Source organism: Enterobacter sp. QK-SA4 (genome assembly GCF_056856775.1).
Map to the genome: position 1 here is coordinate 3529467 of NZ_JBXFXH010000007.1, position 14390 is coordinate 3543856.

10 protein-coding genes are annotated in these 14390 nt (G+C 62.7%); 5 read left to right on the forward strand and 5 right to left on the reverse strand.

Going from position 1 to position 14390, the window contains the following annotated elements; genetic code table 11:
• Positions 1–7: 7 nt before the first annotated feature.
• Entirely contained in the window at positions 8–1183 is a 1176-nt protein-coding gene (gene entC / locus AC1VYI_RS18700; RefSeq protein WP_045402061.1) for an isochorismate synthase EntC, read from the reverse strand.
• Positions 1184–1371: 188 nt separating this feature from the next.
• Between entC and fepB the strand changes: the two genes are divergently transcribed.
• The gene (gene fepB / locus AC1VYI_RS18705) at positions 1372–2331 is read left to right on the forward strand and encodes a Fe2+-enterobactin ABC transporter substrate-binding protein (protein ID WP_134866680.1); all 960 of its coding nucleotides are present in this window, start codon (positions 1372–1374) and stop codon (positions 2329–2331) included.
• Positions 2332–2377: 46 nt separating this feature from the next.
• Here the strand turns inward: fepB and entS are convergent, their stop codons facing one another.
• The gene (gene entS / locus AC1VYI_RS18710; RefSeq protein ID WP_134866682.1) at positions 2378–3625 is read right to left on the reverse strand and encodes an enterobactin transporter EntS; all 1248 of its coding nucleotides are present in this window, start codon (positions 3623–3625) and stop codon (positions 2378–2380) included.
• 108 nt (positions 3626–3733) lie between these two features.
• On the opposite strand from entS, the gene fepD reads away from it, so the two are divergent.
• The 3 genes from fepD to fepC are packed head-to-tail and all read left to right on the forward strand — an operon-like array spanning position 3734 to position 6524.
• Entirely contained in the window at positions 3734–4738 is a 1005-nt protein-coding gene (gene fepD, locus AC1VYI_RS18715; protein WP_134866684.1) for a Fe(3+)-siderophore ABC transporter permease, read from the forward strand.
• The gene (fepG, locus tag AC1VYI_RS18720; RefSeq protein ID WP_134866686.1) at positions 4735–5727 is read left to right on the forward strand and encodes an iron-enterobactin ABC transporter permease; all 993 of its coding nucleotides are present in this window, start codon (positions 4735–4737) and stop codon (positions 5725–5727) included. Before fepD ends, fepG begins: the two co-directional genes overlap by 4 nt.
• Entirely contained in the window at positions 5724–6524 is an 801-nt protein-coding gene (gene fepC, locus AC1VYI_RS18725; protein WP_134866687.1) for an iron-enterobactin ABC transporter ATP-binding protein, read from the forward strand. Before fepG ends, fepC begins: the two co-directional genes overlap by 4 nt.
• Positions 6525–6632: 108 nt before the next feature.
• Here the strand turns inward: fepC and entF are convergent, their stop codons facing one another.
• Genes entF through fes form a run of 3 tightly spaced genes read right to left on the reverse strand, consistent with a single transcriptional unit; the run spans position 6633 to position 11909 of the window.
• Complete coding sequence (gene entF, locus AC1VYI_RS18730; protein ID WP_134866690.1) at positions 6633–10490, reverse strand: enterobactin non-ribosomal peptide synthetase EntF; 3858 nt, start codon at positions 10488–10490, stop codon at positions 6633–6635.
• Positions 10487–10699: an MbtH family protein gene (locus AC1VYI_RS18735; RefSeq protein ID WP_023310699.1), complete on the reverse strand. Its 213-nt coding sequence runs from the start codon at positions 10697–10699 to the stop codon at positions 10487–10489. Before AC1VYI_RS18735 ends, entF begins: the two co-directional genes overlap by 4 nt.
• A 10-nt stretch (positions 10700–10709) precedes the next feature.
• A complete protein-coding gene (gene fes, locus AC1VYI_RS18740; protein WP_134866692.1) occupies positions 10710–11909 on the reverse strand; it encodes an enterochelin esterase in 1200 nt (399 codons plus the stop codon).
• 146 nt (positions 11910–12055) lie between these two features.
• Between fes and AC1VYI_RS18745 the strand changes: the two genes are divergently transcribed.
• On the forward strand, positions 12056–14305 hold the full coding sequence (locus AC1VYI_RS18745) for a TonB-dependent siderophore receptor (protein ID WP_134866694.1): 2250 nt from the start codon (positions 12056–12058) through the stop codon (positions 14303–14305).
• Positions 14306–14390: the final 85 nt, after the last annotated feature.

The window sequence follows — 14390 nt, forward strand, 5'->3', positions numbered from 1 at the left end:
GCGATCCTTAGTGCAAGCCAAACACGTTGAGCATGGTTGAGAGCTTCACGCCCGTTTCGCGCCACTCGCCCACCGGCGAAGAAGCAGGCACAATGCCCGCGCCGGCAAACAGGCGAACGGTGTTTTTATGCAGACGCGCGCAGCGGATGGTCACCACCCACTCGCCGTTGCCTTCGCTGTCGCACCAGCCGACGATGCCGCCGAACAGCTCGCGGTCAAACGGCTCCAGCTCGGCAATCAGCTCTTTTGCCGCCTGATGCGGGAAGCCGCTCAGGGCCGGGGTCGGGTGCAGCAGGCAGGCCAGCGTCAGGGCGTTTTCGTTGTCACGCGCGTCACCTTCAACCGGCGTCGCCAGATGCCACAGCGTCGGCGTGGTGATGAGCTGCGGGGAAGACGGCATGCTCAGGTGGTGGCTGCGCGGTGCCAGAATGGCCTTCATCGCCTGGGTTACGAGATCGTGCTCGTGACGGTCTTTTTCGGAGGCGAGCAGCTTATTGCCCGCTTCGCGATCCAATACGTCGTCCGGCTGGCGGCGCGCAGAGCCTGCCAGCGGCAGCGAGCTAAAGTGCGCGCCCTCTTTACGCAGCAGCAGTTCCGGGCTGGCTCCGAGCAGCACGCCGCCGTCCTCCAGCGGCACGTGGAAGTTAAAGCTCGCCGGGTTCTGGGCGATCAGCCGCTCCATCAGCGCACCGCTATCCATGTTTTTATCGGTGGCGATATCAATCAGGCGCGACAGCACTACCTTATTCACCTGCGGCGTGGCGGTGAGCGACGCGGCGCGCGCGACCATCTCTTCGAACACGGGCTGAGCGGGGATCTCGGTGCGCTGTTCCACCTTCAGCGCCTGCGCGCCGGAGAAATAGCGTGCGGACTGCTGACGCGCGGGACGGGAAAAGGTCTGCCAGCGCTGCGGAATAAACAGAGAAGATGGCTTGCGGGTATCGAACGGAATAGCCCCTACCATCACCGGATGAGCGATGCCGTTAGCTTTCGCATTCCGGAAGGCCTGGGCTAATTTTTGCTGGAAGTGCCCCGCCGGATCGTCGCCGCCGACGGCGGGTTCAGAGAAGCGGGCAAAACAGCCTGAGGTTGTAAAACTGCGGTAAGGCGACATAAAGAAAAAGCTGTCTGATTGCAGCGTGGTCGCGGTGTGCTGAACTTCCTCAGCCAGGGACGTGTCCATATCATCCTCCTTAAAATGATAAAAGAAGCAATAATGATTATCATTTATATTTTCGTCGGCTAACCTAATCCCACATCGCTTCGCTGTCAACCGTCGGACAAATAACTTATGCGACAAAAGCTTGCATCCCTTCGCGGCAACCATGAAAATGAGAAGCATTATCTTCAACAAAAACAGGATGTCGCGCTGTGAAATTCCCTGCCCTATTCCGTAATACCCTGCTTTTATCTGGACTTTTTGTTTTAGGACTTGCCTCAGCCGCTGCCGCCGACTGGCCGCGTCAGGTGACCGACAGCCGAGGCGTTCACACGCTTGAGAGCAAACCGACGCGCATTGTCTCCACCAGCGTGACCTTAACCGGCTCCCTGCTGGCGATTGACGCCCCGGTCGTCGCCAGCGGCGCCACCACGCCGAACAACCGCGTGGCGGATGCGCAGGGCTTTTTGCGCCAGTGGGGTGATATTGCGAAACAGCGCAAGGTTGCACGGCTGTACATCGGCGAGCCGAGCGCCGAAGCGGTCGCCGCCCAGATGCCGGACCTGATTTTGATCAGCGCTACCGGCGGGGATTCCGCACTGGCGCTGTACGATCAGCTCTCCGCCATCGCCCCAACGCTTATCATCAACTACGACGACAAGAGCTGGCAGGCGCTGCTGACCCAGCTGGGCACCCTCACCGGGCAGGAAAAACAGGCCGCAGAGCGCATTGCCGCCTTTGATAAACAGCTCGCGCAGGTGAAACAGCAGATGAGGCTGCCGCCGCAGCCGGTGAACGCCATCGTCTACACCGCCGCCGCGCACAGCGCCAACCTGTGGACCGTAGAATCGGCGCAGGGCAAGCTGCTGCACCAGCTGGGCTTTACGCTGGCGGAGCTGCCCGCCGGACTGCACACCTCAAAAAGCCAGGGCAAACGCCACGACATCATTCAGTTGGGAGGGGAAAACCTGGCGACGGGGCTGAACGGCGAAGGGCTGTTTGTGTTTGCCGGCGATCAGAAAGACGTGGATGCGATTTACGCCAACCCGCTGCTGGCGCATTTGCCGTCGGTGAAAAACAAACGGGTCTGGGCATTGGGAACGGAGACGTTCCGCCTGGATTATTACAGCGCGATGTTGGTGTTAGACAGATTGAATGCATTGTTTAAGTAGGCATTTCCCCTCCCTCTCCCTGTGGGAGAGGGCCGGGGTGAGGGCATCAGGCCGCCCCGTCGTTCAACACAACCTCCTGCCTGAACCGCCGCAACTCCACCAGCGCCACTAACAAAATCCCGCCAACCATCGCTAACGCAAACCCGCCGCAGCTCGCCGAGGCCGCCGGGGTCATCATCGCGCCCAGCCCGCCGAGGATCGCCGCGCCAATCGCATCACCCGTCACGTTCTGCGCCGTCCACAGGCCGTTAATGCGCCCGAGCATCCCTTCCGGCGTCTGGGTCTGGATCAGGGTGTACTGCAGCAGCGAGCTGATGGCGCTCAGCCAGCCGAAAATCACCAGACACAGCACCCCGAGAGCCCACACCGGCATCAGGCTGAAGAAGCCGATGGCGATAAACGAGGCCAGCGTGGCAAGCAGCATAATCAACCCCGGACGCGCGCTCTGCGCCAGGTTGCCGCTGGTCAGCGCCCCGCACGCCGCGCCGAGCGGAATGGCGGCGTAGAGAATGCCAATCTCCGAGGCGCTCATCTGCCACGCTCCCGCTAATGCCGGGTAGAGCACGCGCACGGCGCTCGCCATGGTCAGCAGGCCGCCGAGCAGCGCAATCCCGCCAATCAGCGGGTTGCTGAACAGGAAACGAATCGCGACCATCAACGATTTCAGCGGATGCTCGCGCGGCTGCGGCGGAGGCGGCAGCAGCGGCAGACGCAGCAGCGTCAGCGTGGTGATGAAGGTTCCCGCCGCCGCCAGCCCGTAGTTCCACGCCACGTTGCCGGTCGCCAGCAGCAGGCCGCCCACCATCGGCGAAATCACCGAGCCCAGACGCACGGTGAGCATGGTAATCGCCCCCGCCTGCATCAGGTTCTCGCGCCCGACCAGCGCGGGCGTTGCCGCCAGCAGCGCCGTCACGCCCAGCGAGGCGAAGAAACCGTCCCACAGCCCCAGCGCGTAAATCGCAATCAGCGACGGCTCCGGCAGCATCGCGTTCAGACACAGCCCGATAAAGCCCACGCCGCAGGTGCCGCGCGCCAGCAGGATCAGCTTTTTACGCTCGTAGCGGTCCGCCAGCACGCCGCCGACCATCAGGCCGATGAACATCGCCCCGCCGGTTAAGGTGACGGATAACCCCACCAGCCAGCTGGAGTGCGTCAGGGTCTGGATCTGTACCGGCACGGCCACGCCAAGCAGCCCGAGGGACAAAATGGAGATAAAGCGAGCGATAAAAACGGCGCGATACGCCGGGTGCGTTTTCAGCAGGCTGAGGTTGAGCAGCCAGGATTTTTGATTCATGACAAAGCCTTGAGTCTATTTCTACCCTTTCCATGGGCGCACATGCTAACATAGCCAAATAAGATAGATAACGATAATCACTATCATTATCAAATCATGGATATTGCTATGTCGTTTTCCTCTTCTGCGGTGCGCGCCGTTGCCGTGCCCGCTTTACTGCTGCTCCTGAGCCTTGCGGCTGCACTCAGCCTGCTGGTCGGCGCGAAGCCGCTGCCCGCGTCCGTTATCGTTGATGCGCTCTCCGGCACCTGCCAGAGCGCCGACTGCGTCATCGTGCTCGACGCCCGACTGCCCCGCACGCTTGCCGGACTGCTGGCCGGTGGCGCGCTCGGCCTTGCCGGTGCTCTGATGCAAACCCTCACCCGTAACCCGCTGGCGGACCCCGGGATTCTCGGCGTTAACTCCGGCGCCAGCTTTGCCATCGTGCTCGGCGCGGCGCTGTTCGGGTTGACTTCACCCTCTGAACAGCTGGTGATGGCCTTCTGCGGCGCGCTGGCCGCCTCGCTGGTCGTCGCCTTTACCGGCAGCCAGGGCGGCGGGCAGCTGAGCCCGGTACGCCTGACCCTTGCGGGCGTAGCGCTCGCGGCGGTGCTGGAGGGCTTGTCCAACGGCATCGCCCTGCTCAACCCGGACGTTTACGACCAGCTGCGCTTCTGGCAGGCCGGTTCTCTGGATATCCGCACCCTCGACACGCTTAAAGTGGTGGCGATCCCGGTCATTATCGCTGCCGCCGTGGCGCTGTTTTTAAGCCGGTCGCTCAACAGCCTGAGCCTTGGCAGCGACACCGCGACCGCCCTCGGCAACCGCGTGGCGCGCACGCAGCTGATTGGTCTGTTCGCCATCACCGTACTGTGCGGCAGCGCGACCGCCGTGGTCGGCCCGATCGCCTTTATCGGCCTGATGATGCCGCACATGGCGCGCTGGCTGGTGGGGGCGGATCACCGCTGGTCGCTGCCGGTGACGCTGCTGGCGACCCCTGCCCTGCTGCTGTTTGCCGACGTGCTGGGCCGCCTGCTGGTGCCCGGCGAGCTGCGCGTCTCGGTGGTCAGCGCCTTTATCGGCGCGCCGGTGCTGATCTTCCTGGTTCGCCGTAAACGCGGAGGTGGCGCATGATGGCCCCGTCCCGTCGTTTACTGACCAGCGTCTCGCTGCTGCTTATCGCCATTCTGCTGCTGGCGGTCTGGAGCCTGCGCAGCGGCGCGGTGACGCTCGACTTTACTCAGGTCTTCAACGCCCTGCTCGGCAGCGCGCCGCGCAACATCACCATGGTGGTGACGGAGTGGCGACTGCCGCGCGTGGCGATGGCGATTCTGGTCGGTGCGGCGCTCGGCGTGAGCGGCGCAATATTCCAGTCGCTGATGCGCAACCCGCTCGGCAGCCCGGACGTGATGGGCCTTAACACCGGGGCCTGGAGCGGCGTGCTGGTGGCGATGGTGCTGTTTGGTCAGCACCTTACGGCCATTACCTTTACGGCGATGGCGGGCGGCATTCTGACGTCATTACTGATCTGGGCGCTGGCCTGGCGCAACGGTATCGACACCTTCCGCCTGATCATCATCGGGATCGGCATCCGCGCCATGCTGATGGCCTTTAACACCTGGCTTTTACTGCAGGCCTCGCTGGAAACCGCGCTCTCCGCCGGGCTGTGGTATGCAGGCTCCCTCAACGGCCTGACGTGGGGCAAAACGTGGCCCGCGGCACCGCTGATTGTGCTGATGTTTATCGGCGCGCTGCTGCTGGTGCGCCGTATGCGCCTGCTGGAGATGGGCGACGATAGCGCCTGCGCGCTGGGCGTGGGCGTCGAACGCTCGCGCCTGATGCTGATGCTGGTCGCCGTACTGCTGACCGCCGCCTCCACCGCGATTGCCGGGCCAATCTCGTTTATCGCCCTCGTAGCGCCGCACATCGCCCGGCGACTTAGCGGCACGGCGCGCTGGGGATTAACCCAGGCGGCGCTGTGCGGCGGGCTGCTGCTACTGGCCGCCGATCTCTGCGCCCAGCGGCTGTTTATGCCTTATCAACTGCCGGTGGGCGTGGTGACCGTCAGTCTCGGCGGAATTTACCTCATCGTCTTGCTCGTTCAGGAGTCACGCAGGAAATGACAGACACAACCACCCGCTTGCGCGGCGAAAACCTCACCCTCGGCTACGGCAAAAAAATCATTGCCTGTGACTTATCCGTTGCCATTCCGGACGGCCACTTCACGGCCATTATCGGCCCGAACGGCTGCGGAAAATCGACCCTGCTGCGCACGCTGAGTCGCCTGATGACGCCGGCTGAGGGCAGCGTGTTCCTCGACGGGGAGCAGATCCAGCGCTTCGCCAGCAAGGAGGTGGCCAGACGCATCGGTCTGCTGGCGCAAAACGCCACCACGCCGGGAGACATCACGGTGCAGGAGCTGGTCTCGCGCGGACGCTATCCGCACCAGCCGCTGTTTACCCGCTGGCGTAAAGAGGATGACGAGGCGGTGAACCGCGCGATGCAGGCGACGGGTATTACCGGGCTCGCCCAGCAGAGCGTGGACACCCTCTCCGGCGGGCAGCGTCAGCGCGCGTGGATCGCGATGGTGCTGGCGCAGGAGACCTCCATCATGCTGCTGGACGAGCCGACGACCTGGCTCGACATCAGCCATCAGATTGATCTTCTGGAACTGCTGAGCGAGCTGAACCGCACGCAGGGGTATACCCTGGCGGCGGTGCTGCACGACTTAAACCAGGCGTGCCGCTACGCCACGCATTTGATTGCGCTTCGCGACGGTGAGATTGTGGCGCAGGGGGCGCCGAAAGAGATTGTGACGCCGGATCTGATTGAGCGGATCTACGGCATGCGCTGCATGATTATTGACGATCCGGTGGCGGGTACGCCGCTGGTGGTGCCGCTTGGAAAGCGTGCGGTCTGATGCCCTCACCCCGGCCCTCTCCCACAGGGAGAGGGAGCAAACCCAACAAACATCAACAACGGTTCCGTAGGCCGGGTAAGCCGCAGCCGCCACCCGGCGCTTTTGACGTTATCCCAGTATCTCCCTCAACACTGGCCCTATCTTCTCAAACGCCTGCGGTGAAATGATATCCACGTGGGCGCAGTCCTGGCTGTACACCTCAAGCTCCGCCACCCACGGCGCCCAGGCGACCTGCGGATCCATCGTTCGCGTCCGCTCAGCGACAAACAGCGTCGCTTTGCCGTCAAAGCGCGCGCTGTGCGCAGTGGTGAGCAGACGCACCGCGTCGGCGTAGTTGCCCTCTATAGCGTTAAACAGCTCGCTGGAGCCCTGTCCCTGCTGGGCAGCAATAAACGCCTGACGCTCGCGCTCGATCTCCGCCAGCACTTCCGGGTCAAGGCCGTTGGCCTCTTTCTCCGACCAGTTCTGGGTTTCCGGCGGCCAGGTGTCCAGCAGGCCGAGGAAGGGCACCGCTTCTCCCTGCTCGCGCAGACGGGCCGCAATGCCCTGCGCCAGCGTGCCGCCGAGGGAATAGCCGAACAGATAATACGGCCCCTGCGGCTGCTGGTTACGCAGCGTAGCCAGGTGATGCTCAATGACCCCATCCAGATCAGCGCACTGCTGCATCGGACCGTCCGGACGCGGCGACTGAATACCGACAATAGACCAGCGCGGGCTGAGGTAGCGCGCCAGGACGCTAAACTGCCAGGCAAAGCCGGACGCCGGATGGAAGCAGAACAGCGTCGGCCCGTCGCTTTCGCGCAGCGGCAGAAGGGTTTCATACCCCAGACGCTGCGCCTGCTCGTCGCTCATCTGCGAGTCCAGCAGCGCGCTGAGCTTGCTCACCGAGGAGGCGACCATAATCTGCCCCGGCGTAACCTTGCGCTCGAACGCGCGGCTAAGCTGCGCCGCCAGGCGCATCGCCAGCAGCGAGTGTCCGCCGAGGGCAAAGAAGTCGGCCTCAATGTCGTTGACCTCGCAGCCCAGCAGCGCGGAAAACGCCTGCGCGACGGCGATTTCGGATTCGCTTTCCGGCGCGCGGCCGGATGTTTTGCTGGTCAGCTCCGGCAGCGGCAGCGCCTTGCGGTCAAGCTTGCCGTTCGCGCTGAGCGGCAGCGCGCTGATTTGCAGCAGCACCACTGGCACCATATGCGGCGGCAGCCTGGCCTTGAGCGATTCCAGCAGCGCGTCGCGATCCAGCGGTAAGCCGGATTCAGAAACCACGTACCCCACCAGCTGGCGGGCATCGCCGCCGGTGGCAGCCGCCTGGTTGAACACGCAGGCGTGGGCGACGGCCTGGGCCACGTCCGGCAGCGACAGCATCGCCCGGTCGATTTCGCCCAGCTCGATGCGCTGGCCGCGAATTTTTAACTGGTCATCGCTGCGGCCGAGATATTCCACCGCGCCGTTGTCCAGCCAGCGGGCAACGTCGCCGGTGCGGTACATCCGCTCGCCGGGGGCAAACGGGTCGGCAATAAAGCGGCTGGCGGTAAGGTCAGGACGGCCAAGATACCCCTGCGCCAGCTGAATGCCGGTGAGATACAGATCGCCCGCCACGCCGAACGGCACCGGGCGCATCATCGCATCCAGAATGCGCAGCCCCGTGTTCCACACCGGGAAGCCGATCGGCACGCTGTTGCCTTCCACCGCCGCCAGCTCGGACCCAAACGCCGGATACCAGCTGACGTCCACCGCCGCTTCGGTTGGGCCATACAGGTTGTGCAGCGGCGCACGGGTGAGCTGCTCCCACTCGCGGCACAGCTCGGTCGGCAGCGCTTCGCCGCTGCAGAACACCTGCTTTAGGGTTTTGCAGCACGCCACGTTTTCCGGCGTCAGCGAGGCGACAAACGCCGCCAGCATCGACGGCACGAAGTGGGTGGTGGTCACGCCGTGCCGTGCGAAGAAGCTCTGCATCGCCTGCGGATCTCGGTGCGCGTCCGGCTCTGCCATCACCAGCTTCGCCCCGGCGATAAAGGGCCACCAGAACTCCCATACCGACACGTCAAAGCTGCACGGCGTTTTCTGCGCCACCACGTCCGTCGCGTCCAGCGGGTAGTGATCCTGCATCCACTTCAGGCGGTTAACGATGGCGGTGTGGCCGACCATTACCCCTTTCGGACGCCCCGTCGAACCGGAGGTAAAGATGATGTACGCCGTCTGCTCCGGCTTCGCCAGGCGCAGCGGTTTTGCATCCGCAGCCGGTAAAAGGGTGTTGTAACTAAATGCACTAATCGGCAGATCGCTAAATCGCGGAAGCTGTTCGTCAGTGGTAATAAGCAGGGACGGCTTCGCGTCCTCGAGCATCATCCGCAGACGATCGTCCGGGTAGCCGGTGTCGAGCGGCAGCCACGCGGCACCAGCCTCGACAATGCCGTGCAGCGCCAGCGTCAGGAACACCGAGCGCGGCAGAGCCACCGCCACGCTGTCGCCCGGCTTCACGCCGCGCTCGCGCAGCAGGTTTGCCAGCGCGACCACCTGCTCGCGCATCTCACGATAGCTGAGCTCAATATGCGCGTCCGCCAGCGCGGGGGCGTCCGGCGTTTTGCTCGCCTGCTCCGCCACCAGATCCGCCAGCGTGGTGGCCGGCAGCGCCAGCCCGGTATCGTTGATGCGCGCAAGCATCTGGTATTCCTGCTCTGAAACGGTTTCCACCTCGCCGCAGCGCAGGTCCGGGTTGGCCGCAAACTGCATCAGCATCGCGTTCAGGCGCGCAACGTGACGCGTCAGCGTCGCCTCGTCGTAGCGCTGCTTATTGGCGAGGATCTCCATGCTCAGCCCGCCCTGCTCGTCCGGGAACAGCGCCAGCTCCAGATCGTTCACCGGGCCGGTCGCCAGCGTGTGGGTGATGGCCTCCACGCCGTCGATATCCAGCTGGTAGTCGAACACTTTAACATTCAGCACCGGGCCGAACAGCGCTTCATCGCCCGCCGCTTTTCCGCTGTCGCGCACGATCTGCTCGGCGTCGTAGCGCTGGTGGCGGCGCATTTTTTTCAGCTGGTTCGCCAGGCGCAGCGCCAGCGAGGGCAGGCTCTCCTGGGGATCGATATCGACCGCCAGCGGCAGGACGTTAAGCACCGGCCCGGTTGCGGTGAGCGCCGCGGATCCCATCCGGCGCATAAAGATAAACCCGGCGGCGTAGTCCAGCCGTCCGGTCAGGCGCCCCAGCCACAGCGCCACCAGCGCAAGGGCCAGATCGGTACGCTGCGCCTGTCCTGCCGCCTGCGCAAGCTGGCTGAAGGCGCGACCGTCGGCAGCGATTTTCAGGCGCAGGATATCGGTAGTAGCGGCGCGTCCCGGCAGCGGTGCGGAAGAGAGCGAGACCGGAGAAGGAAGCTGCCTGCGCTGCTCGGCCCAGAAAGCGCCGTCGCGCTGATACGCCTCGCTGCCGCGATAGCGCTGATACTCCTCCACCACTTCAGCAAATGGCGTAAACGGGGAGTCAGGAGTTGGTTCATCCTTTTTCCACGCGGCGTAAATCGCGGCGATCTGGCGGGTAATGGCCGGGAAGCTGAAGCCATCCACCACCAGATGGTGATAGCGCTGATACCAGTACCAGTGGCTTTCCCCCACCTGAATCAGCTGGTGAAACGCCAGCGGCTGACCGCTGTCGACGCGCAGGTTCTGGTTAAGGTCGGCCTCCATCAGCGCCACGGCGGCGGCGTGGTCGGCAACGCGAACGATGGACGGCTCCGGCAGAATGAGGGTGTCATCCACCCACTGCCACACCTCGCCGTTATCCTCGGCAAAACGCATTCGCAGGGTATCGGCCTGCATCATGCCCTCAGCGATGGCTTTTGCCAGCAATGGCGCGTCGATATCGCCTTTCAGCTCGGTGTAGTGCGCCACGCTCCAGGCGTTTGGCAGGGAGGACAGCTGTTCCGCCATCCAGATACCCGGCTGGGCGGCGACGAGAGGAAGACGTTTCATGCGCTCCCCTCCGCAAAATGGGACGGTTCAAGCGTGCGCCAGTTCCCGGCGAGCCACTGCTGGCACGCCTCCTGAGACTGCGCTTCGCACACCACGCGCCACCCCGCCGGCAGTTCGCACTGCTGCGGCCACAGGCTGTACTGCCCCTGGTCGTTTTGCAAAATGGCGAACTGTCCCTGCGGATTATCGAAAGGATTGCTGAATTCCATACAGACTCCGTTATTGAATGAGCGGCTGCCAGAGGGTCATCAGCCCCTGCGTCAGCCCACCGCGCCAGCAAAGCGCGTCGTGTCCGCCGTCAACCTGACGCCAGATAACTTGCTGCTGCGCGTGTAGTTCGGCATAAATCGCCTGATTGGCATTGAAAATCAGCGGCTCGTTGCGTCCGGCCTCAAGGATGATGCGCATCCCGCGTGCGGTTTTTTCACCCGCTTTAAGCTGTTCGATGAGCAGCCCGTCCTGCTGCCCGCCGCGGTGCGGCCACCAGTAGGATCCGGACTGGCTGAGGATGCAGCCAAAGCGCTGCGGCCAGTTGAGGCCAGCATAAAGCGAAGAGAGGCCGCCAAAGCTCTGGCCCGCCACCACAGTACGGTCGGCGCGGTCGCTAAATGGCGCGAGATGTTTTACAAGAGGGAGAAGTTCTTCCTGTACCGCCAGCCAGAAATCGGGATTACAGGGCAATTCGCGGCTGCGATGTTCCATGTCGATCGCGTCAATTAATACGTAGACCGCAGGGGGCAGTTGGCGCCCGGTGGTGAGCGACGCCAGCGCGGGCCAGACGGGCATGCTTTCGGCCCAGAACTGCCCGTCGAGCAGCACCGCCAGCGGACGTTCCGGGCCGTCATCCCCGGTGGTGAAAATCCAGACGCGACGGCGGTTTTTCAGGCGCGCGCTTTCCCATTCAATGCAGATCGGCGCCTTGAAGGGCGTTTTGGGCTGATTCCAGCCGGGCTGAACGGGCGCGTCCGGCATCTCCAGCGCCGAGACGGCATGTCCGCGCCCGCCGCGCCAGCTCTGCGGATTCAGCGGATCGGAAACCGCGTGCGGCAGCAGCCTGCGCCAGCCTTCGCGCAGCGCCATGCGGTCCGGCAGTTCGCCTTCAAACACGGTATCGGCAAAATCGTTTTCATTTTCAGAAGGGATAAAACAGTAGCTCCCGCGCCACTCAGGGCTGAATTCGCCCTGCCACTGCCAGACGTTGGTATCCGGGATGCGCTCAAGGGACTGCGGACGGGCATTTTGATGGTGATCGGTCACGCCGGTAACGTAGAGCCAGACGCGTTTGACCGATGAGGTTTTCTGCGTGCCTGCCGGATCCCGCCACCAGAAGGTGACGCGACAGCTCTCCTCCAGACGTTCCCATTCAGGTCCGTTTTTCGACTGCCACCACGCTTCACTTCCGGTTGTTAACGTCGTCACCCTTATAACCCCATGTTTCACAGTCTTTTTTGTTTCAGAGCAAATTTTATTGATAATATTATTGATAACTATTTGCATTTGCAATAGCGTAATGCCCGCGCTGTGGGAAGCGCGCTCATTAAATAACCATAAAAGCGGGACGTACAATGAATAAGAAGATTCACTCTCTGGCCTTGCTGGTCAATTTAGGGATTTATGGTGTCGCGCTGCCCGCCGTGGCAGACGACAACACCGCCTCTGCGCAGCACGAAGACACTATGGTGATCACCGCCGCCGAGCAGAATTTACAGGCGCCGGGCGTGTCGACCATCACCGCCGACGAGATCCGCAAAAACCCGCCCGCGCGCGACGTGGCGGAAATCATCCGCACCATGCCGGGCGTTAACCTCACCGGGAACTCCACCAGCGGCCAGCGTGGAAACAACCGTCAGATTGACATTCGCGGCATGGGGCCGGAAAACACCCTGATCCTGATCGACGGCAAGCCGGTCACCAGCCGCAACTCTATTCGTCTGGGCTGGCGCGGCGAGCGTGACACCCGCGGCGATACCGGCTGGGTGCCGCCGGAGATGATCGAGCGCATCGAAGTGATCCGCGGTCCGGCCGCCGCGCGCTACGGCAACGGCGCGGCAGGCGGCGTGGTAAACATCATCACCAAAAAATTCGACGACCAGTGGCACGGCTCCTGGAACACCTACCTGAACGCGCCAGAGCACAAGGACGAAGGTTCCACCAAACGCACCAACTTCAGCCTGAGCGGCCCGCTGGGCGGCGACTTCAGCTTCCGCATGTTCGGTAACCTGGACAAAACCCAGGCCGACGCGTGGGACATCAACCAGGGTCACCAGTCTGACCGAACCGGTGCCTACGCCGACACGCTGCCCGCGGGCCGTGAAGGGGTGGAAAATAAAGACATCAACGGCGTGGTGCGCTGGGACTTTGCGCCGATGCAGTCTCTGGAATTTGAGGCGGGCTACAGCCGCCAGAACAACCTCTACGCCGGTGATACCCAGAATACCAACAACGACAACAGCTCCAGCGGTCTGGTGAAAAAGAACTACGGCAAAGAGACCAACCGTATCTATCGCCAGAACTTCGCGGTAACCTGGAACGGCGGCTGGGATAACGGCATTACCACCAGCAACTGGGCGCAGTACGAACACACCCGCAACTCCCGTCTGGGCGAAGGGCTGGCGGGCGGTCTGGAAGGCCTGTTCAACAGTAATAAATTCACCGACACCGATCTGGCCGACGTGATGCTGCACAGTGAAATCAACCTGCCGATTGATTTCCTCGTTAACCAGAACCTGACGCTCGGCACCGAGTGGAACCAGCAGCGCATGAAGGACTCGACCTCCTTCACCCAAACCCAGCAGGGCGGCACCATTCCGGGCATGAGCAACGACCGCAGCCCGTACACCTCGGCGGAGATTTTCTCCCTGTTCGCCGAAAACAACATGGAGCTGACCGACAGTACCATGCTGACCCCTGCCCTGCGCTTCGACCACCACACTATCGTCGGCAACAACTGGAGCCCATCCCTGAACCTGTCGCAGGGTCTGGGGGATGACTTCACGCTGAAGATGGGGATCGCCCGCGCCTATAAGGCGCCGAGCCTGTACCAGACCAACCCGAACTACCTGCTCTACAGCAAAGGCCAGGGCTGCTACGCCAGCTCCGACGGCGTGGGCTGCTACATGATGGGTAACGACGACCTGAAGGCCGAAACCAGCATCAACAAAGAGATTGGCCTGGAGTGGAAGCGCGACGGCTGGCTGGCGGGCGTCACCTGGTTCCGCAACGACTACCGCGACAAGATTGAAGCGGGCTACGCGCCGATTGGCCAGACTTCTTCCGGTAAAGTGCAGACGGATATCTACCAGTGGGAAAACGTACCGAAAGCGGTGGTCGAAGGGCTGGAAGGCTCCCTGAACGTGCCGGTCAGCGACACGATCAACTGGACCAACAACATCACCTACATGCTGCAGAGCAAGAACAAGGAGACCGGCGACCGTCTGTCGATCATTCCAGAGTACACGCTTAACTCGACCCTGAGCTGGCAGGTGCATCAGGACGTGTCGCTCCAGTCGACCTTTACCTGGTACGGCAAGCAGCAGCCGAAGAAGTACAACTACAAAGGTCAGCCGGTGACCGGGTCTGAGAAAGACGAAGTCAGCCCGTACAGCATCGTTGGCCTGAGCGCGACCTGGGATATGACCAAAAACGTTAGCCTGACCGGCGGCGTGGATAACGTCTTTGATAAGCGCCAGTGGCGCGCAGGTAATGCCCAGACCACCGGAAATGCCACCACCGGTGCGTATATGTACGGTGCGGGAGCGTATACGTATAATGAGCCTGGCCGTACCTGGTACATGAGCGTGAATACGCGCTTCTAAGGTAAAAACAAAACGGCAACCCAGTTGCCGTTTTTAGTGTTTGCCCCCTCTCCCCATGGGAGAGGGCCGGGGTGAGGGCATCAGG